General features: G+C 64.1%; 17 protein-coding genes and 2 pseudogenes. 8 read left to right on the top strand and 11 right to left on the bottom strand.

The annotated features are described in order from the left end of the window. Window positions 1–600: 600 nt before the first annotated feature. Window positions 601–1,254 carry a hypothetical protein gene (locus GFK26_RS19365; protein WP_153283400.1) on the top strand — a complete coding sequence of 218 codons (654 nt, stop codon included), beginning with the start codon at window positions 601–603 and terminating at the stop codon, window positions 1,252–1,254. Between the two features lie 114 nt (window positions 1,255–1,368). Here GFK26_RS19365 and GFK26_RS19360 read toward each other — a convergent pair. Next, window positions 1,369–1,627: pseudogene (locus tag GFK26_RS19360) on the bottom strand (helix-turn-helix domain-containing protein); the annotation flags it as partial. Between the two features lie 339 nt (window positions 1,628–1,966). Here GFK26_RS19360 and GFK26_RS19355 point away from each other — a divergent pair. Further along, window positions 1,967–2,209, top strand: a complete 243-nt coding sequence (locus GFK26_RS19355; RefSeq protein ID WP_153283399.1) for a hypothetical protein — start codon at window positions 1,967–1,969, stop codon at window positions 2,207–2,209. Window positions 2,210–2,211: 2 nt separating this feature from the next. After that, the gene (locus GFK26_RS19350) at window positions 2,212–3,219 is read left to right on the top strand and encodes a hypothetical protein (protein ID WP_194273909.1); all 1,008 of its coding nucleotides are present in this window, start codon (window positions 2,212–2,214) and stop codon (window positions 3,217–3,219) included. 78 nt (window positions 3,220–3,297) lie between these two features. Here GFK26_RS19350 and merR read toward each other — a convergent pair whose 3' ends face one another. Then, the gene (gene merR / locus GFK26_RS19345) at window positions 3,298–3,693 is read right to left on the bottom strand and encodes an Hg(II)-responsive transcriptional regulator (RefSeq protein ID WP_153283398.1); all 396 of its coding nucleotides are present in this window, start codon (window positions 3,691–3,693) and stop codon (window positions 3,298–3,300) included. 71 nt (window positions 3,694–3,764) lie between these two features. Here merR and GFK26_RS19340 point away from each other — a divergent pair, with 71 nt between their 5' ends. Genes GFK26_RS19340 through GFK26_RS34325 form a run of 3 tightly spaced genes read left to right on the top strand, consistent with a single transcriptional unit; the run spans window position 3,765 to window position 4,628 of the window. Then, a complete protein-coding gene (locus GFK26_RS19340) occupies window positions 3,765–4,112 on the top strand; it encodes a mercuric transporter MerT family protein (RefSeq protein ID WP_153283397.1) in 348 nt (115 codons plus the stop codon). Between the two features lie 10 nt (window positions 4,113–4,122). Beyond that, complete coding sequence (merP, locus tag GFK26_RS19335) at window positions 4,123–4,401, top strand: mercury resistance system periplasmic binding protein MerP (RefSeq protein WP_153283396.1); 279 nt, start codon at window positions 4,123–4,125, stop codon at window positions 4,399–4,401. Between the two features lie 8 nt (window positions 4,402–4,409). Further along, the gene (locus GFK26_RS34325) at window positions 4,410–4,628 is read left to right on the top strand and encodes a GDCCVxC domain-containing (seleno)protein (protein WP_153286017.1); all 219 of its coding nucleotides are present in this window, start codon (window positions 4,410–4,412) and stop codon (window positions 4,626–4,628) included. On the opposite strand, the pseudogene GFK26_RS19325 reads toward GFK26_RS34325, so the two are convergent. The 3 genes and pseudogenes from GFK26_RS19325 to GFK26_RS19315 all read right to left on the bottom strand — a co-directional run. Then, a pseudogene (locus GFK26_RS19325) lies at window positions 4,611–4,753 on the bottom strand (transposase domain-containing protein); the annotation flags it as partial. The gene GFK26_RS34325 and the pseudogene GFK26_RS19325 overlap by 18 nt on opposite strands. A gap of 341 nt (window positions 4,754–5,094) precedes the next feature. After that, window positions 5,095–5,595 (bottom strand): signal peptidase II, encoded by a 501-nt coding sequence (lspA, locus tag GFK26_RS19320; RefSeq protein ID WP_153283395.1) that lies wholly within the window; start codon window positions 5,593–5,595, stop codon window positions 5,095–5,097. A gap of 3 nt (window positions 5,596–5,598) precedes the next feature. Further along, window positions 5,599–8,511, bottom strand: a complete 2,913-nt coding sequence (locus GFK26_RS19315) for a heavy metal translocating P-type ATPase (protein ID WP_153283394.1) — start codon at window positions 8,509–8,511, stop codon at window positions 5,599–5,601. A 92-nt stretch (window positions 8,512–8,603) separates the two neighbouring features. Between GFK26_RS19315 and cadR the strand changes: the two genes are divergently transcribed. Further along, window positions 8,604–9,002: a Cd(II)/Pb(II)-responsive transcriptional regulator gene (cadR, locus tag GFK26_RS19310; protein ID WP_153283393.1), complete on the top strand. Its 399-nt coding sequence runs from the start codon at window positions 8,604–8,606 to the stop codon at window positions 9,000–9,002. A gap of 12 nt (window positions 9,003–9,014) precedes the next feature. On the opposite strand, the gene GFK26_RS19305 is transcribed toward cadR, so the two are convergent. Then, entirely contained in the window at window positions 9,015–10,250 is a 1,236-nt protein-coding gene (locus GFK26_RS19305) for a sterol desaturase family protein (protein WP_153283392.1), read from the bottom strand. 231 nt (window positions 10,251–10,481) lie between these two features. On the opposite strand from GFK26_RS19305, the gene GFK26_RS19300 reads away from it, so the two are divergent. Beyond that, window positions 10,482–11,108 (top strand): cation transporter, encoded by a 627-nt coding sequence (locus GFK26_RS19300; RefSeq protein WP_153283391.1) that lies wholly within the window; start codon window positions 10,482–10,484, stop codon window positions 11,106–11,108. A gap of 26 nt (window positions 11,109–11,134) precedes the next feature. Here GFK26_RS19300 and GFK26_RS19295 read toward each other — a convergent pair whose 3' ends face one another. The 5 genes from GFK26_RS19295 to GFK26_RS19275 all read right to left on the bottom strand — a co-directional run bounded on the left by GFK26_RS19295 (window position 11,135) and on the right by GFK26_RS19275 (window position 19,557). Further along, window positions 11,135–13,066: a cytochrome c/FTR1 family iron permease gene (locus GFK26_RS19295; protein ID WP_153283390.1), complete on the bottom strand. Its 1,932-nt coding sequence runs from the start codon at window positions 13,064–13,066 to the stop codon at window positions 11,135–11,137. Window positions 13,067–13,293: 227 nt separating this feature from the next. Further along, the gene (locus GFK26_RS19290; RefSeq protein WP_153283389.1) at window positions 13,294–13,641 is read right to left on the bottom strand and encodes a copper-binding protein; all 348 of its coding nucleotides are present in this window, start codon (window positions 13,639–13,641) and stop codon (window positions 13,294–13,296) included. Then, complete coding sequence (locus tag GFK26_RS19285) at window positions 13,638–16,814, bottom strand: efflux RND transporter permease subunit (RefSeq protein WP_153283388.1); 3,177 nt, start codon at window positions 16,812–16,814, stop codon at window positions 13,638–13,640. The genes GFK26_RS19290 and GFK26_RS19285 overlap by 4 nt, the downstream gene beginning before the upstream one ends. Further along, window positions 16,811–18,328 (bottom strand): efflux RND transporter periplasmic adaptor subunit, encoded by a 1,518-nt coding sequence (locus GFK26_RS19280; RefSeq protein ID WP_153283387.1) that lies wholly within the window; start codon window positions 18,326–18,328, stop codon window positions 16,811–16,813. Before GFK26_RS19280 ends, GFK26_RS19285 begins: the two co-directional genes overlap by 4 nt. Beyond that, window positions 18,325–19,557 carry a TolC family protein gene (locus GFK26_RS19275; RefSeq protein WP_153283386.1) on the bottom strand — a complete coding sequence of 411 codons (1,233 nt, stop codon included), beginning with the start codon at window positions 19,555–19,557 and terminating at the stop codon, window positions 18,325–18,327. The genes GFK26_RS19280 and GFK26_RS19275 overlap by 4 nt, the downstream gene beginning before the upstream one ends. Window positions 19,558–19,628: the final 71 nt, after the last annotated feature.

The following is a 19,628-nucleotide window of genomic DNA, read 5'->3' as shown; positions in this document are numbered from 1 at the left end:
GCTTTAAGCATACAACCCTGGACGCAAGCGGAAACAAAAAAGCCCTAAGTGATTGATTCACTTAGGGCTTCTTGGACAACGCTGGCCGTTGCCGGAACTATCTATGGTCGTGTGAAACCGATCGAAAGATGGGCTGTGCCCCGCATGAATACTGGTTTCTGCCAATTCAAAAAAACTTTTGTACCCCCTTTTGTACCCCCACCACGCTTTGCGCCGAAATCCCGCGGGGCCCCTCGCACGGCGATCAAGACGCGGTCGCCGTCTTAGTCCGGCTAGTTCAGCTGGTTCACATTGATCGATGTATTGATGAATCCCCCGCTTTCTGGCGAACACGTTCTACCCGAGGCGCACCCATCGGGGTGGGTCGATGGCAAGTCCGAGCCGATTTCCTCGCCCGACCCTGCTTGATCGCAACCACTTTCCGCATTTGGCCGCGCCCAGTGCGATAGAATTTCTCCGTGCGTTCGTCGACGCCAGCTGCTCACCATGGCCCACCCGGTTCGCCGGGACGACGTGAAGACCTTCTTCTGAGCTTCCCATGTTTCGCGGAGCGCGGCAGTGAGCACCGGGTACATCCGCGGCAACATGAAGGAACGCACGATGGAATTCATCTCCACCACGGCGACTGCCGCCGAAAAACTCAAGCGTCTGGCCAAGACGCTTCGTAAAGCCACGGGCACATCGCTTGCCGTCGCGCTGGATGCTATCGCCAGGCAGCACGGCTACGAGCACTGGAAGCATGTGACCGTGTGCATCGAGCAGACAGCCAACGTCAGTCGCAGCAGACCGCTTCCCGACTCGCTGAAGGATCTTCTGGATCGGGCCGCCATGCGCAAGCCCGCATCGGCCGAATCACAGAAGGCCTTCGCCCAAGGCTTTGTGTTCGCAATGGACGTCAAGGACGCGGAAGAGCTTTCCCTGACCTCCGAGTACGCTGAATGCGACGATGGCTGGTATCTCGCTGCCAGAGACCTATGGCGGGGGTTGGTCCACTACCGTGACGACGAGACGGGCACCACGCTCTTCGAGACACAGTCACCCGAGGACTTGGCCAGCACGGCGCTGGATGACCTGCAGAACTACAGGCTCTTCCGCTACTTGGGCACAGTCGCTCCCACCTCCCTTGAGGAGGCCTACAAACATACCCGCCAGCTCTCGTTCTTCCCGCCCACCCACATCTGGCTTGGCGGAAGGTTCATCGACATTGGCGAAGTTCCCGAAATCCGGGTGGACGGCCAAGTGGTGCTCTGTTGAATTCCGCCGACCTCTGACCCCGGATTTCCACTGAATACTGACCCACCCGCTTTGTGAGCCTGAAGGCTTCACGGTGTGGATAAGTGCTTGGTGTTCTCCTTTTTAGGTTGGGTGTGTGGATCTGCCGCAGATTGCGCCGCTGTTTGCGCGATTTGGTTGCCTCGATCGCGAGCCAGGTCGCGAGCTTCTCGGCATAGGGATCGAGCTTGCTTGAACTCGTCCGCTTGGCGTAGCGCGGCTCTTCATCGCCGGCTCGCAGGTACTTCTTTACGGTGTTGCGAGACAGGCCCGTACGCCTAGCTATCTCGCGAATGGACATCTGCTCGCGCAGGGCCCAGCGTCTGATGACACTCAATGTCGCCACGTCTATCACTCCTAGGATCCCCTGCTTTAAAAATGAGCAGGGTAGGGTTTTACGTGGGTCAGTCTTAGACGGAAATTACTGCGTTAGCAGGGTCAATTTTCGGCGGCAATCAACAAGCTTTCTCCCAGGAGTTGGTCAAACGTACCACTGGCCTGCGCTGAAACGCAGTTTGCAGTGAACGCTACTATGCTTGTCTGAAGTCAAGCACGGCACCCTCGGCTAAATATTTAGCCCAAGTCGCGTTGCCTTGCTGTCCAGACCCGGGGGAGCAGCTAGGCAGATTGCAGAGTTCGAGAATGACAGCAAACGTCGAAGACTGAAGATATCTACCTATGCACCGGAGTAGCCATGATCGATATTGACCGCGCGTCATTCGACGTCGAATGTCCTCGATGCAGTTTCGCGGCCAAGATCTTCTACCGCGATGCCCGGCTTCGAGATGTCTTGATTTGCCGCGGCTGTAAGGCGAACATTCAGCTAGACAATCATATGAACGAGTGCCGGAAAGTGCGCAAGCAGGTGGCATCAGCGATCGCCGATCTGGAACGGACGGTCGCAACGCTCAATAAAACCATCAGGATCACACTCTGACTATGGATTCCCAGTACCTTCAGCAGCAACGGTTCCAACTCCAGAAGCGAATCCGTCGGCTGAACTCTTGCGACGCGAAAGTTTTTCACAGCTCGCTCGTCCAGTTCTGGAACTACCTTCATGCGCAACCGCTCCTTGCGGGGGTTCTCGCGCGGCAAAAGGCCGAAGCTCCAGCCCACGTTGAGGACTTGGAAGCTTTGACGCACGGAAGCATTCCGATCTTTTCTCACGAAGGCGAGGCATCGGCTTTTGTCTATCGCGTGATCGAGCATTGCACTCAGCAGCCCCTTGGGGGAGGCATTGGACCGGAGATCATGATTGGGCGCGTTCTAGCACGCTCCGGGAAGACGGATGAGATGTTGGACGGTTTCCGCGAGTACTTCCTTGAGCCGTTCTACGAACATCTGGATGAATCGCTCGATCAGCAAGCTGCCGTTCTTTCCTTGCTGATCAAATACAAACGCAAGGTGGAATGGTTTGAGCGGGAGACTGCCTGCGCGCTCGCTGCCGAAGGCGAACGCGCACTGGCCAAGCACCTCTACGCCTACCTGTTCGATCAAGGTCTGGACTTCCACATCGAACCCCAGTCGGCCTCCGGCGAGGCCGATCTTGTTTCCCCCGATCTGGTTCTTGACGCGAAGATATTCGATGGTGACGCATCCTCGCGGGGCACTCGGTACATCAAGCATGGCGTCAATCAACTCATGACGTATGCGCGAGACTTCAACCAGTTGGTCGGATATCTTGTGATCTATCGCACCTGTCCTGAGGATCTGCAGTTTCCCTTTGCAAGCAGTGATGTGATGGTTCCGTTCGTCAATTTCGGAGGCAAGACGCTCTACCTGCTGGTCGTCGATATTTGCAGCTACGACCGACCCGCTTCAAAGCGCGGTGCACTCCGCGCACACGTGTTGGAGCAGACTGACCTGATGGCAGTTCTTACGGAGGCCACAGTAGAAGAACCGACCACCTCCTCGGAGGTCAGCAACGGCTCCACTGCGGGGACTTAAAAAGGCAGACACATCGCGCCTAGTGCCGATTTGTACCTGTTGGACATACATGTCCGGTGATCACGCCTTGATGTGGCGTCAATCCGCTGCCAACGCGTGGATGATCGGGCAGGCGCCCGTTGCTGCGCCCGTATCGCACTCACGCAGCAGAGCAGCCAATGCCTTGCGCATCGCCTTCAGGTCGGCCAGCTTGCTTTCGATGACCTCCAACTTGTGCGCGGCGAGTTCGCGAGTCTCGGCACAGGCGTGCGCTTCATCGAGTTCCAGCAGGCCGCCGATCTCTTCCAGCGTGAAGCCCAGCACCTGCGCCCGCTTGATGAAGCGCACACGCCTGACCGCGTCGCCAGCGTAACGCCGCTGCCCGTTGGTCGGCTTGTCCGGCTCCGTCATCAATCCGCGTCGCTGGTAGTAGCGGATCGTCTCGACGTTCACTCCAGCCTCGGCAGCCAGACGCCCTATGGTCAATTCAGCCATCGCAATTCCTCTTGACTCCGTACCATGGTACGGACTCTAGACTACCTGCCAATAAACAAGTTCACCCACTGATGGCAACGTTCAACGTCAAGGGCTCCCTCTTCGCCGGTGTGCTGGCTGCCATCGGCGCTTCGGTCTGCTGCGTCGGTCCGCTCGTGCTGCTGATGCTCGGCATCGGCGGCGCCTGGGTCGCCAATCTCACGGCGCTGGAGCCTCTGCGGCCCTGGCTCATCGGCGCGACGCTGCTGTTCCTCAGCTTGGCGTTCCGTCGCCTGTACTTGCAGCCGCAGGTCTGTGAGCCGGGCGCGACGTGTGCCAAGCCGATCGTGCTCAGGCGTCAGCGATGGACTTTCTGGATCGTGGCGCTCGCGCTTCTGGCCTTGTTGTCGGTGCCCTGGCTGGCGCCGTACTTTCTCTGAAGGACCCCCCATGCGCAACTCGTTTGCCACCCTGTTGGTCGCCTTGATGCCGTTCGCCGCGCTGGCGGCCGCGCCGCAGACCACTGTGCTTGACGTGCAGAACATGACCTGCAACCTGTGCCCCGTCACCGTCAAGAAGTCGCTGGAGCACGTGTCCGGTGTGAGCCATGCGCGGATCGACTTCGAGAAGAAGACGGCCACGGTCACGTTCGACGCCGACAAGACCACCGCCGCGGCACTGGTCAAGGCTACGACCGATGCGGGCTTCCCCTCGACGGTGCGCAAGTGACAGACGCGATCGCTCCTGTGCTGGACTCCGTCCTGACCTGCCCCCAGTGCGGGCACGCCAAGCGTGAGCACATGCCCACCGATGCCTGCCAGTTCTTCTACGAGTGCGAGCAGTGCAAGACGATGCTGCGCCCGAAGGCCGGGGACTGCTGCGTGTTCTGTTCGTATGGCTCGGTCAAGTGCCCGCCGGTGCAGATGCAGCGGGGCTGCTCAAGCTGCGGGGTCTGATGCCTGCCAGCGGTGCGGCAGCAGCTCCTGATGCGGCTTGCCGGCTGAGTCGGTAGTCGCTCGAGCACGTCCTTCAGATATGCCTGCGGCTCGTGGCCGTTCAGATGCGCCGAGTGCACCAGGCTCTTCTGTTCGGCGCTGAAGGCTTCGGACTTGGCGGCGAACTTCAGCCGCTTGAGCACGGCCGTCTCGTGCGTGATCGAAAGCTTGCCGGTCAAGCTTCGCGGCTCGCGAGCAACACCCGGTCCAGCTCTGCGGGCTATTCCGAGGGCGCGAGAGCGCCGACGCGGCCGGTGCCCGGGTTGAACTCGGGCAGGCACATCGATGCACGAGATCAGTCCTGATGCGCAGGTGGCGGGGAAGCAGGCGGCCCAAAGGCATCGAGGCCCCCGCTGCGACAGCGCGGATGCCGTGGCCCTCTCTTCAGACCAATGTCCCGGACCTTGTCCATTGCGTACGCCACCGTTCACCGGGACTCTTTTGCGGTGGCGCGATTCTCGACGCTCATGAGCGACCGTGCCACCAGCACGATCACTCCGCCCATGATGGCCACGTCAGCGAGGTTGAAGGCGGGCCAGTGCCAGCCGCGCAGGTGGAAGTCGATGTAGTCGATAACGTGCCCGCGCACGGCGCGGTCGAACGCGTTGCCCAAGGCGCCGCCCAGGATGAGGCTGTACGAAAGGCCTTCCGATTTGCGCAGCGGCCGGGAGAGCAGCCATGCAAGCCACGCCGATATTGCAAACGCGATCGCCAGGAAAAACCATCGCTGCCAGCCACCCGCGCCAGCAAGGAAGCTGAACGCCGCGCCGGGATTGAGAACATGAACCAGGTTGAAGAAGGACGCCACCTCGTGCGACCAGCCCAAGGAAGTTGTCGCGTCAATGTAGCTCTTGGCTGCCTGATCGCCGGCAAGTACAACGATCGCGAGTGAGTACCACTGTGTCTTGCGAAGAGATGGTTCATCCATTGCTCATGACGCCTTGAGCTTCAGGAGGCGCAAGCCATTGAAGACAACCAAAAGACTCGCCCCCATGTCGGCGAACACAGCCATCCACATGGTGGCATGCCCTGTGAACGTCAACGCAACGAACACCGCCTTGATGCCCAGCGCCAGAACGATGTTCTGTGTGAGGATCGCCGCGGTGCTGCGCGACAGTCGGATGAAGGCAGGGATCTTGCGCAGATCATCGTCCATCAGGGCAACGTCAGCTGTTTCGATGGCCGTGTCGGTGCCGGCCGCGCCCATGGCGAAGCCGATGTCTGCGCGGGCGAGTGCCGGCGAATCATTGATGCCGTCTCCCACCATGCCGACTTGGCCTTGACCGCCGGCCAAGCTCTCGATGGTCTTGAGCTTGTCCTCGGGCAACTGGTCACCCCGGGCTTCAGAGATTCCGACCTGGGCGGCGATGGCCGCGGCCGTGTGCTGGTTGTCCCCCGTCAGCATCAGCGTGCGCACGCCCAGCGCCTGCAGGTCGGCCACCGCCTCACGGCTGGTTTCCTTCACGGTGTCGGCCACTGCGAAAATGCCGAGCACGGTCGTATCGTCCATCAGCAGGATCGCTGTCTTGCCTTGGCGCTCCAGGGTCTCCAGCCGAGCTTGGAGCGCCGCTTCGCTCAGGCCCAGTTCCTGGGCGAGCCTGTGGTTGCCCATGTGCAACATACGCCCGGCGACACGGCCGCGCACGCCGCGCCCTGGCAACGCCGCGAAGTCGTCGACCTCGTGCAGCGTGATGCCGTCCCGGCTCGCCTTGCGGGCAACGGCCTGAGATACGGGATGGTCCGAGCGCGCCGCGAGGCTTGCCGCCCATGCGGCAACTTCCTGCGCGTCGCCGATCAGCGGCACGAAATCCGTCTGCTCGGGCTTGCCGTGGGTGAGCGTCCCGGTCTTGTCCAATGCAAGTGCCTTGAGCTTGCGCCCGCCCTCCAGGTAGACGCCGCCCTTGATCAGGATGCCGCGCCTGGCGGCAGCGGCCAAGCCGCTGACGATGGTGACTGGCGTGGAGATGACCAGAGCGCAGGGGCAGGCGATCACCAGCAGTACCAGCGCCTTGTAGACCCAGTCGAACCAGGCACCGCCGAAGGCGAGCGGCGGAACGACGGCGACCAGCACGGACACCGCGAACACGGCCGGCGTGTAGACGCGGGCAAACTGGTCGACGAAGCGCTGCGTGGGCGCGCGACTGCCTTGCGCGGACTCCACGGCATGGATGATGCGCGCGAGCGTCGAGTCGCTGGCGCCCGCGGTCACTCTGTACTCGAAAGAGCCGGTCTCATTGATGGTTCCGGCGAAGACCTGGTCACCTTCGGCCTTCTCGACCGGCAGGCTCTCGCCGGTGATGGGCGCCTGGTTGATGGCGGATCGACCCGAGGTGATCAGGCCGTCCAGTGCGATGCGCTCGCCAGGACGCACGCGGACCACCGCGCCCTTCGCGACCTCCTTGGCCGGCAGCTCTGTCCATGAACCATCGTCCTGCCGCACCGTCGCGGTTTCGGGCGCCAGATCCATCAGCCCACGGATGGCGTTGCGGGCGCGGTCCAGCGACTTCGCCTCGATCACCTCCGCCAATGCGAACAGGAACATGACCATGGCGGCCTCCGGCCAATGGCCGATGGCCATGCCGCCCGTGACCGCAATGGCCATCAGGGCGTTCATGTTCAGGTTGAGGTTCTTCAGCGCGATCCAGCCCTTCTTGTAGGTGCTGAGGCCGCCAGTGAAGATCGAGACCAGTGCCAATGCGATCACGGCCCAATGGTTGCCATCGTTGACCCAGTACACGCCTTCGGCGAGCACCGCAGTGACGCCGGAGACCGCCATCGGCCACCAATTGGTCTTGTGCGCGGCCGCTGGGACATCGCGCGGCTCGTCCGTCGTCTGGACCTCGGCGTCCATGCCCAGCGATTCGATGGCTTGGACCGCCGGCTTGATCGCGTCAGGCGTGTGCCGAACCGTGAGCGTGCGCTGCATCAGGTTGAACTCCAGTCCCTGCACGCCCGACATGCCTTCTAACTTGCCGCGGATCAGGCTTTCCTCGGTGGGACAGTCCATCTTCGCGATGCGAAGTACCGTGGTGGCTGTCTGCATGTCTTGCCGCGCAGCCTGCATGCCGATGGAAGCAAGGGCCTTCTCGATCGGCGCCGTGGTAGTCAGGGTGTGCTGGACTCCCAGCACACGATGCATCAGGTTGAAGTCGAGCGCGGTCACGCCCGACACCTTGCCCAGCCGGTCGCGGATCAGCGCTTCTTCCGTCGGGCAATCCATGTTCTCGATGCGGTACGTCACGCGCTCGCCCATCGGCGGCGCGGAAGTCTGAACGGAGGGCTGGCGCTGCAAGGCCGGGGATGGGATCGCGACCGCAGCTTCGGTCGGCGCCGTGCGGCTGGCGGCCTGCTCCTTGGCGCGCATGCCGATCGAGGCCAGGACCTGCTCCATCTGCGCGCGTGCCTGCGCGAGGTGCTTCACTGACAGGGTGCGTTCGGCGAGGTCGAAGTCCAGGTCCTGGATTCCCTCGACCGCCCCGAGGTGCGAGCGAATCAGTTTTTCCTCGCTCGGGCAGTCCATGTTCTCGATGCGGTAGGTCGTCAACACGGCGGCATCACGGAAAGCCTGAGCTTTCATGCCCACTGAGTTCAGCGCTTGCTCCAAGGCACCGGCTGAGACCTCGCGGTGCGAAATGGTCAACAAACGCTGCGGAAGATCGAATAGGAGCCGCTCGACACCGGGCATGCCCTCCAGCGTTCGCCGCACCAGTGCTTCCTCATTGCGGCAATCCATATTGCTCACGTGGAAAACGGTGGTTTCGATACTGACCTGCTCACTGGCGCAGCTCGTCTGTTGACCATTGCCGCCGGAGCAGCCGCATGAGTTGGAAAGTTCTTTGTTCATAGATCGCGCTTCATTGACAGGGCTTTTTCCCGAATGCCATCATTGGACAACCTCTAGTAGGTATAGAGTCAAGCTTTTCCGGAGGAGCAACCATGATGCGGATCGGTGAATTGGGCAAGAAGGCGGACTGTTTGGTACAGACCGTGCGCTTCTACGAGTCCGAAGGCTTGCTTCCCGAGCCTGCGCGCAGCGAGGGCAACTTCAGGCTGTACGACGACTCGCACCTTGAACGCCTGCTGTTCATCCGCCGTTGCCGGGCCAAGGACATGACGCTGGAGGAAATCCGTCAGCTGCTGAACTTCCGGGATCGGCCGGAGCTGGACTGCGGTGAGGTGAATGCGCTGGTCGATTCCCACATCGCCCAGGTCCGGGCCAAGATGAAGGAGTTGCGCGAGCTCGAGCGCGAGCTGATGGATTTGCGGCGCTCCTGCGACAGTGCCCGAACCTCGCGCGAGTGCGGCATTCTCAACAGCCTGGCCGAGCCTGCCTGAAGCCCGAGGGCGTCATCGGCGCTGAAAAGTGATCGGGTCCAGTTCCGGCGGCCATGCGCCGTGTTCCATCACGCCAAAGCGTCCGGTGCCGACGTTCTGAGGCGGGGTACTCCCAAGGGCGTGGCCCACAGGAGCCAGCGCGAGACGCACGACCTGTGCCGCGACCTCCGCAACGTTGCGCGTCCTCCAGGCCAGCCCGAGCATCGCGGCGTGGCTGCGCAGGTGCAGGCCAAGGTAGGACTGTGCCACGATATGGCCCAACTCGTGAGCACGCCATGCGGCGCTCAGATCGTTGGCGGCCTCGCAAGAAGCAGCAAGGCGCGTCTCGCGCAGGAAGGCGGCGCGCGCAAGCCCGTAGTCCCCGGCCGAAGCGTCTGCCGTCCCTGCGCGGCGACCGAAGGGATAGACCAGCTGCTGCCCGTAGTCCATCGGAAAGTCCGTCTCCCTGAGTCCCACTTCGTTGGCGCCCAGTTGGTGCTTTGGCAATCGGAAAGTGCCGAACAGGTGGTCCCAGACCATCCAGAACTCACCGTAGTTGACTTGGGCGTCTTCGTACTCACGCTTGTGGTGCCATCGATGGACTTCAGCCGCTCCAACGATGAACCGTAGCGGTCCCACGCGGTAATCCAGGTTGGAATGCTGGAAGGCCAGGTGCACGGCGAGCAGGCCAAGCCACGCGCCGGTGGCCAATGCCGGCGCGCCCATGAGCACGACGGCGATCAAGCCAGGCGCGGCCATCATCGCTGCATGCAAGGGATGCCGGCGCTCCCCGTTGAGCCAATAGAGGCGTTCCGAGCTGTGGTGGATCGCGTGGAACCGCCAGAGCCAAGCCGCACGGTGACTCAGCCAATGGACGCTGTAGAGACTGAAATCGAGCACCGCACCGACGGCAACGGCTTGTGCCCAGAGTGGCCACTGATCGGGCCACCATGTCCCGGCCGACCAAAGCGGCGCCAACGCCGCTACAACGCCATGCACCGCCAGGAGCACGGCGAGGTTGACACCCGCATGGATCGCGTCGCACGTGCTGTCACGATGATCCTGCCCCCAGTCCGCATGAAAGGGCAGCCGCCGCTCCAACAAGGCCACGGAAGTGAGTGCGGCGGCCACGGTGAACGGCACCGTAGGGAAGTACGGCCAACCGGCAGTAAGCCCGCCGAAGAGCAACGCAGCCGTTGCGCCAACGATCAGTGGATAGCTGCCATAACGAATGAAATTCTCGACGAAGGAGAGTTCTCTTGTGCTCATCATTGTCCTTACAAGGGGTTTGACAGCGATTGAAAACCCTCTAGTAGCAATAGAGTCAAGTGGGTCAAACACTTCGGTCGCACAAGCCTGCCGACAATCCGCGCACGGATGCATCCTGGACGTCTTTGGAGAGGTCACTCCCAACGATCGCGCCGCGCAAATTCGCCGCTCGGTGCTTGACTCTCCAGCCGCTATAGGCTTCAGCATCCCGTGGCATGGAAGGAATAACTCATGGCTAGCAGCGACGAAGACGATGATCTGGGCGGCTTGGACGCACGCAACGAGGTGGACCGCAAGATTCTGCGGACCGTGTTGCTGATCAATCTGGGCCAGTCCGCCGCGGGCGTCGGCCTTGGCCTGTGGGCAGCCTCGACCGCGCTGATGGGCGCCGGGCTGGACAACCTCGCCGACGCGTCGGTCTATGCGGTCAGCCTGTACGCCGTCGGCCGGGCGGCCATGGTCAAGGTGCGCGCGGCGCGGCTGTCGGGCTTCCTGCTCATTGGCCTTGCCGCGCTGCTGCTGTTGGAAGTCCTGCGCCGCTTCGTCGGAGGGGAAGCGCCCGTCGGCCCAGCCATGATGGCCATGGCCGCGGTCAACGCAGCGCTGAACCTGGTGTGCCTCAGACTACTGCGCCGCCATCGCGGGGAAGACGTGAACTTCAAGGCGTCGGCGATCTTCACGAGCAACGACTCCATCGTCAACGGCGCGATCGTGTTGTCCGGAGCGCTGGTGATGTGGCTCGGATCGAATGTCCCGGACCTGGTGCTAGGCGTCCTCGTGGCTGGCATCGCGGCAAACGGTGGCCGTGAAATCTTGCGCGAAGCGTCGGAAACGGCTCGACGCGAAGCCAGCACATGAGATCAGCCGTCGCCCAGCCCCCAAGGTCATGCAGCCTGCAACCGACGGCCCCGGTATGCGTTCATCGCAAAGCCCGAGACCGCAATCAGCAGAACGATGACCTGAGCCACCACGGTTTCGGCCGAGGGGTACATGCCCAGCAAGTCGATCCGGGGCGCCATGATCGGAGTGGCACCCAGCCAGCCAGCTTCCTGTAGCCCCGCGACGCCCTTGCCGGCCAGGACAACGGCGAGCACGGCGACCAAGATCGAGCTGATGCTGAAAAACTTCCCGATCGGCATCCGCGCGCTGGTCCTGAGCATCACCCAGGCCAGGACGGCCAACAGGGCGACGCCCAAACCAAGGCCACCCAACAGCGCATCGCGGTTCCCATCGGCCGACAGGGCCGAGTAGAAAAGCACGGTTTCGAAGACCTCGCGGTAGACCGCGATGAACGAAAGACCGAACAAGGCCCACGCAGAGCGCTTCGACATGGCCGAGGACAGTTTTTCCTTGAGGTAGGCCTGCCAACGGCCCGCAGCGCTCTTCTGGTGCATCCACAAGCCCACGCTCAGCAACACGAGCGCGGCAAAAAGCGACGAGAGCCCTTCGGTCACCTCTCGGCTTGCCCCGCTGATGTTCACGAAGTAGGTTGCCACCGCCCAAGTCAGACCGCCGGCGGCCAACGCCACGATCCAGCCGCCGTGCACGTAGCGCAGGACGTCCGGACGATTGGCCTTCTTCAGGAAGGCCACCATGCCGACCACGATCAGCAGGGCCTCAAGCCCTTCTCTGAGCAAGATCGTCAGCGAGCCCAGGAAGGTGGTGAGCGGTGCCGCCGATTCGCCACCCAGTTCCTTTTCCACCTCGGCAAAGAGGTAGTCCAGCTTTTGAGCTGCAGCCTCGGCTTGAGCCAGCGTGCCATTGGCAATGGCCGAGCGATAGGCCAGCATGCCGTTTTCCACCTCCGTCAGAAGCGCCTTGTTGCGCGCGCCTAGGGACGGCTCCAGCGGCTCGAAGCCGTCAAGGTAGGCGGAGAGCGCCAGCCGCGTGGCCGCTGGCTTGTCGCCCTTGCGAATTGCAGCCAAGCTCTCGTCAAGGCGCGTTCGGGAAAGGGTCAGCCCGCTGGCATTCCCCGCCGCAGACGCCGCCGCCGGCTGGCTTCGCAGGAAGGCGGTCACATCTCGGGCTGCCTCAGGCCCGATCCGGGCGGCGGCTGCAACTTCGGTGACCGTGGTCACCGCGGCCAAGTCGGCGAACTCCTTGCGAGTTGCGGCATCTCGTTTCCACAACTGCTCGCCTCGTTCGCGCATGCCGACGTCGTGAGAAAGCGTGCCCGCAAAGAACGCCAGCGCCCACCGGTCCTCATCGGACAGCCCCGCAAAACTCGGCATCGCCGTGCCCGCGACGCCTTGAGAGACGACTTGATACAGCGCCATGATGCTTCGGGATCGAGCACGCTCCCGGTCAGTGAAGGCGATGGGTGGAGGGTCCATTTTGGCTGCAAGTGGTCCGTCGCCACCGCCTGTAGCGCCGTGACAAGAGGCGCATTGCGCCTGGAACAGAGCCGCGCCTCGCTTGAGGTCAGGCAGGGCCTTCGGTGCCACGGGAATGGGATAGGCGGCCACCAGCAGCGCTTCCGCCTCATGCGCCAGGCGCGCGACCTCTGCGCTATCTGCCTTGCCGGAAACGGCCGCCTGCAGTTTGGTGGCAGCAGTGACTACCGCGTCCTTGGAGGCATGCGCAGGAAGGCTGCGCGCCTGGGTCACCGCATTGGCGGTGAAATCGCGCATTTCCGCATATTCCGACTCGCTGACGATGGCGCCTTTGTCGACTGCACCACCGTAGTCCACGGCGACATAGTCCAGCAACTGCCATAGCTGACGCGGCCCTTCGTCGGCTCCAGCAGCAGGGGTCTGCGCGGTGGCAGAGCCCATGAAACACAGTCCAACCCACAGAATCAACAGCAAGCGCTTCATTCTTCAATCCGAAATAAGAACGACAAGCATTTTCGTTCATTGGTCTGCGCTTTTGCTTGAGGCCAATCCATTCGCCTCGAAATGCTTTCGACATAGGTGCAACGGCAGCGCCGGCCGGCCGGCACCGACGGTTGGACAGGCTTCTGCAGCTTTGCTTGATCCCGCACCTGTTCAAAGGTGGACCATCAAGCATTGACTGCCGAAGACGGCCGGCCCAAGGGCGAGGGTCAGCGCGCAGCCTCAAGGTGCGTCACGGTCGGCTTGCCTTTCACGACCTCCACATGAAATCTCACCTTGTCGCCCGGCTTGACCTGGGTGAGCATCTTCCTGTCGGCCACATCGAAGCCCATGGTCATGGCCGGCATGGCGAGGTTGGGAATATCGCCGTGCTTCAGCACGATCACGCCGCCGGCCTGATCGATCTTCTGGACGACAGCGTCGGTCAGCATGCCGGCCGATTGCTGGCCGGGCGCCGACATCTTCATGGACGACATGTCGTCTTTCGACATCTGGGCCTGAGCCGCGGCGGCCGATGCGACGAGCAGTGCGAATGCGAGGGTGTGCAAAACTTTCATGGAGTAACTCCTTCGGTGGGTTGAGTGGAGACAGCAGACAAAGGGGCGTGCGCAACCTGGCCACGCCGGCGCAGCAGATACCAGGCCGCGGGCACGACGAGCATGCTCAGCAGCGGCGCGGTGACCATGCCGCCCACCATGGGCGCGGCAATGCGGGTCATCACCTCCGAGCCGGTGCCGCTGCCCCACAGGATGGGCAGCAGTCCAGCCATCACAACGGCCACGGTCATCGCCTTGGGCCGCACGCGCAGCACCGCGCCTTCGCGGATCGCGGCGAGCAGGGTGTCGTCGTTCATCGGCTCTCCGGCCTCGAGGCGCCGTGCCAGCGCGTTCTTCAGGTAGATCAGCATCACCACGCCGAACTCGGCCGCCACGCCCGCCAGCGCGATGAAGCCCACCGCCGTCGCAACCGAGATCGAGTGGCCCAGCGCCCAGATGAGCCAGAAGCCGCCGACGAGCGAGAACGGCACGGCCGCCATCACAAGGGCCGCATCGCCGAACGACCTGAACAGCAGATACAGCAGCACGAAGATGACCGCCAGCGTGGCCGGGACGACCAGCTTCAGCCGCTCGGTCGCGCGCTCCAGGTATTCAAACTGGCCGGACCACGACACCGCATAGCCGGCGGGCATCTTCACGGCCTTGTCGACGGCGGCCTGCATGTCGTTGACGGCGGAGCGCAGGTCGCGCCCGCGCACATCGACGTAGACCCAGCCCGAGAGCCGCGCGTTCTCGCTGCGCAGCATCGGCGGGCCGTCTTCGATGGCGATGCGCGCGACGTCACCCAACAGCAGCTGCGCGCCCTTGTCGGTCACGAAGGGCAACTGCCGCAGCCGCTCCAGCGAATCGCGGATCTCGCGCGGGTAGCGCACGTTGATGGGATAGCGCTCGCGGCCCTGGATGACTTCGCCGACGTTCTCGCCGCCAATGGCCGTGGACACCACGGCCTGCACGTCCGCCACCGAGAGCCCGTAGCGCGCCGCGGCGAGCCGGTCGACATCGACGTCGATGTAGCGCCCGCCGGTGAGCCGCTCGGCCAGCGCCGACGACACACCGGGAACGTTCTTGACCGCCACCTCGATCTGCGTGGTGAGCGAATCGATGGTGGCCAGGTCCGACCCCGCCACCTTGATGCCGACCGGGCTCTTGATGCCCGTGGCCAGCATGTCGATGCGGTTGCGGATGGGCGGCACCCACACGTTGGTCAGACCCGGCACCTTGACGGCGCGGTCCAGCTCCTCGACCAGCCTGTCGGGCGTCATGCCGGCGCGCCATTGGTCCTTCGGCTTGAACTGGATGGTGGTCTCGAACATCTCGAGCGGCGCGGGGTCGGTCGCGGTGTCTGCGCGGCCGGCCTTGCCGAACACGCGCGCGACCTCGGGCACGGTCTTGATCAGGCGGTCGGTCTGCTGCAGCAGCTCGGCGGCCTTCGACACAGACAGCCCCGGCAGCGCGGAAGGCATGTAGAGCAGGTCGCCTTCGTCCAGCGGCGGCATGAACTCACCGCCCAGCCGCATCAGCGGAACGGCGGTGAGCGCCAGCAGCACCGCGGCAACGGCGAGCGTTCCCTTGGGAAAGCGCAGCACCAGCTCCAGCGCGGGCCGGTACACCGCCATCAGGAAGCGATTCACGGGGTTGGACGCTTCGTGCGGAATGCGTCCGCGCACCAGGTAACCCATGAGCACCGGGATCAGCGTCACCGACAGGCCCGCTGCAGCCGCCATCGCGTAGGTCTTGGTGAAAGCCAGCGGCGAGAACAGCCGCCCCTCCTGCGCCTCGAGCGAGAACACGGGCACGAAAGACAGCGTGATCACCAGCAGCGAGAAGAACAGCGCTGGCCCAACCTCCACGGACGCATCGGCGACGAGCTGCCACCGTTCCCCCACCGTGGGCTGTCGGTCGTGTTGTGTCTCGAAAGCCTCGATGTGCTTGTGCGCGTTCTCGACCATCACGATCGCGCCGTCCACCATCGCACCGATGGCGATCGCGATGCCGCCCAGCGACATGATGTTGGCGTTGACGCCCTGCCAGTGCATGACGATGAACGCCGCCAGCACGCCGATCGGCAACGCGACCACCGCTACCAGCGCCGAGCGCAGGTGGAACAGGAAGACCGCGCAGACCAGCGCCACCACGATGAACTCTTCGATCAGCTTGCCGCGCAAGTTGTCCACCGCGCGGTCGATCAGCAGCGAGCGGTCGTAGGTGGGCACGATCTCGACGCCCGGCGGCAGGCCGGGCTTGAGCGTCTCCAACTTCGCCTTGACAGCCTCGATGGTCGAGCGCGCGTTCTTGCCCGAGCGCATGACGATCACGCCGCCGGCCACTTCGCCTTCGCCGTCCAGCTCGGCGATGCCGCGGCGCATCTCGGGGCCGATCTGAACGGTCGCCACGTCACGCAGCAGCACGGGTGTGGCGCCCGTCACCGAAAGCGGAATGCTGCGAAAGTCGTCCAGCGAACGCAGGTAGCCGCGCGAACGCACCATGTACTCGGCCTCGGCGAATTCGACGACCGAGCCGCCCGAGGCCTGGTTGGCCTTTTGCAAGGCCGCCACGACCGTCGACTGCGTGATGCCGAGCGCGCGCATGCGGTCGGGGTCGAGCACCACCTGGTACTGGCGCACCATGCCGCCGATGCTGGCGACCTCGGCCACGTCGGGCACGGTCTTGAGTTCGAACTTGAGGAACCAGTCGTTCAGCGCGCGCAGTTGCCCGATGTCGCGTGTGCCCGTGCGGTCGACCAGCGCGTACTCGTAGACCCAGCCCACGCCCGTGGCATCGGGGCCCAGCGAGGCGTTGGCGCCGGCCGGCAACCTGCCCTGCACCTGGTTCAGGTACTCGACCACGCGCGAGCGCGCCCAGTACGGGTCGGTCTTGTCGTCGAACAGCACGTAGACGAACGAGTCGCCGAAGAACGAGTAGCCGCGCACGGTCTTGGCGCCGGGCACGCTGAGCATCGTGGTGGTCAGCGGGTAGGTGACGAGGTCTTCGACCACCTGGGGCGCCTTGCCAGGGAAAGGCGTGCGGATGATGACCTGCGTGTCCGACAGGTCGGGCAGCGCATCGAGCGGCGTGCGGGCGGCCGACCACCAGCCGGCAGCCACCAGGAACAGGGTCGCGATCAGCACCAGGAAGCGGTTGCCGACCGACCAGCGGATGAGGGCGGCGATCATTGCTTCGCACCCTGTGGCATGCGCTGCACGGAGACCAGTTCGTAGCCCGTGGGGCCGCCTTCCTTGAACTCGAAGCGGATCTGGTCACCGGGCTTGATCTCGGCGAAGGCGTCTGGCGACGTCTTGGCGAAGCCCATCGTCATGGATGGCCACTTGAGCGTGGCGACAGGGCCGTGCGAGATGGTGATGCCGTCGGGCGCCACGCTTTCGACCTTGCCCTCGGCCTTGTGAATCGTCGCCACGCCCGGCGCGGAGGCTCCTGCGGTCGGTGCGGCTGCAGGTGCGGCCATGTTGCCCAGCACGGAACGCAGCCGGGCCTCCGAGTCGATCAGGAACTGACCGCTGGCGACCACCTGATCGCCTTCGTTCAAGCCCGAGACGACTTCGGTGTCGTCGCCCTGGTCCGCGCCCAGCGACACGTCGCGCGGCTCGAAGGCGCTGTCGGTCTTGCGCACGATGACGACGGCGCGCTTGCCGGTGCGGATGACGGCTTCGGACGGCACGACCAACCGGGTGCTGGCGGGGCCGGCCACCTGCAGGCGCAGCAGCATGCCGGGCGTGAGCTTGCCGTTCCTGTTGTCGACCTCGAAGCGGGCCTTCAGGGTGCGGGTCGAGGTGTTGATCTCTGGAAGTATCTCGTCGAGCGTTCCATCGAAAGACTGGGCCGCATCGGCCTGAAGGATCGCCTTGACCTTCTGGCCGCGCGCTAGACGCACTGCCTGCACTTCCGGAATCTCGGCCACCGCCCAGACCTTCTCCAGGCCTGCGATGCGAAACAGCGTCATGCCGGGCGTGACCGCGACGCCTTCGCGCACGCCCAACTCAGCCACCACGCCGTCGGACGGTGCGGTGAGCACGTAGCGCGCCTGTGCCGTGCCGGTTTCTTCGCTGCGTCGGATGAGCTCGGCGGGGATGGACATGGCCCGCATGCGCTCGCGCGCAGCTGCGACGAGATCGGGGGCAACGCCAGCTCGCTTCAGGGCGAGCAGCTCGTTCTGCGGTCCGAGCCACTCCGGCGCGAAGACTGTCGCCAGCGCCTGGCCCTTGCGCACGCGCTCCATGGGCGCACGAACCGACAGGCGTTCGATGTAGCCTGCGACACGCGTCTGCACGACGACATTGAGCCGCTCGTCGAATTGCACGGCGCCGACCGCGTCGAAGGACGCGGAGGTTTCTGCGCGCCGCACGTTGGCATACCGGATGCCGAGGTTCTGCTGGACCGTGGGGCTCACCTGTACGCCGCCCTCATTGGCCGTGCCCGTTGCGCTGTCTGCATACATGGGCACCAGTTGCATGTCCATGAAGGGAGACTTGCCGGGCTTGTCGAAGCGCGGGCCCGGAACCATGGGGTCGTGCCAGTAGAGAACCTTGCGGCCGTCGGCAGTGGGTGCGTTGGCCGGCGCGGCCATCGACGTGTCCGCGGGTTGTGCTGTCTTGCGGCCCAGGTAGAAGGCGCTCGCTGCGAGCAACAGGGCGGCCAGCAGCGAGGCGCCGATCATGCGTGTGCGGTTCATTGCGCCACCTCGGCAGTGAGCGGCCGGAAGGCCAATTGGAATTGGGTTTTGGCCAGGTCGCGCTGCAGCGTCAACAGCTTGCGCTGCGCTTCGACTTCGGCGTGCCGCGCCTCGAACAGGGTGACGAGGCTGCCCTGGTTGGAGCGATAGGCCGCGATCGCGGCAGCCGTTCTTTGGCTGGCCGGAGCGACCACGCCGCTGCGGTAGCGATCGATGCGCTGTGCCAGGCGTTGCGCATCGCTGCGCAGCGATCGGTACTCGGCGGTCGCGACCCGGATCGCTTCCGCGAGGTCGGCTTCGGCCTTCTCGACGAGCGCCAGCTTGGCAGCGATGTCCCGGTCCTGCCTTTCGCCGGGGGCGACGGGCAGAGGAATGCTCACGCCCACCGACACCATGTCCGAATAGCCGGTGCGCTGGCCATAGGCGAGCTCCCAGGTCCAGTTGGGCTTGCGGTTGGACGCGGTCACGGCTGCCGTCTGCCTTGCCACGTCGACATCACGCCGCATGGCCGCGACCGTGGGGTGCGCGGCCACGTAGGCGGCTTCGAGCGGCACGGCGATGGAGCCAGGGGGCAGCAGCTCGTCGGGCGGCACGCCGGTCCATCGCTGGAAGGCGACGCCTGCGGCATCTTTCTGCTGCAGGATGTCTGCCGTCTCGTCTTCCGAGATGCCTTTTGCGCCAGCCAGTGCCAGCACGTCCTGGCTGTTCCCCGCGGCCGAAGACAGGCGTGCGCGCGAGGCCTCCAGTTCTTCGTGCGCATGGTGCGCCATGAGCCTCGCGAGCTTCAGGCTCTCGCCGACGTAGAACGCATCCACGTACGCGAGCGCGGTCTGTCGGCGGGTGTCGGCGGCTGCGGCCTGCACCTGCACCGTCTCCCGCCCGACCGACGCATCGGCAGCGGCCTGCCGCGCGGCGCGCTTGTCGGCGGACAGCCATTCCTGGCTGATGCCGATGCGCTTCATCGTCATCGAATCGCGGGTCGTGTGAAAACGGTCCGGGCCCGTCGCGGGCAGGTTGTCGACGCCAATGCGCAGCGTGGGATCGGGAAGCTGGGCGGCGGCATGCGCCGCCTCCGTGGCACTCGATGCGCCGGCACGGGCGGCGCGGGTAGTTTCGGAGCGCTGAACTGCAAGCTGAAGCGCCGCCTCGAGAGACAAGGGGGCGGCCGTCGCAAGGTACGGCAGCAACGCGACGGCCAATACGGCCGCGCGTGGGAAAAGGATGAACATGAAAACTCCGCAGACGAACGAGGCAATCGCTGGCGAGCGGACGAGCCGCACCAGCACCGGTCAGTCGACGG

The sequence above is a fragment of the Variovorax paradoxus genome (genome assembly GCF_009498455.1).
Lineage (GTDB): Bacteria > Pseudomonadota > Gammaproteobacteria > Burkholderiales > Burkholderiaceae_C > Variovorax > Variovorax paradoxus_H.
The sequence above is the reverse complement of the archived record's forward strand: the minus strand, read 5'-3'. Positions and strand labels throughout refer to the sequence as shown.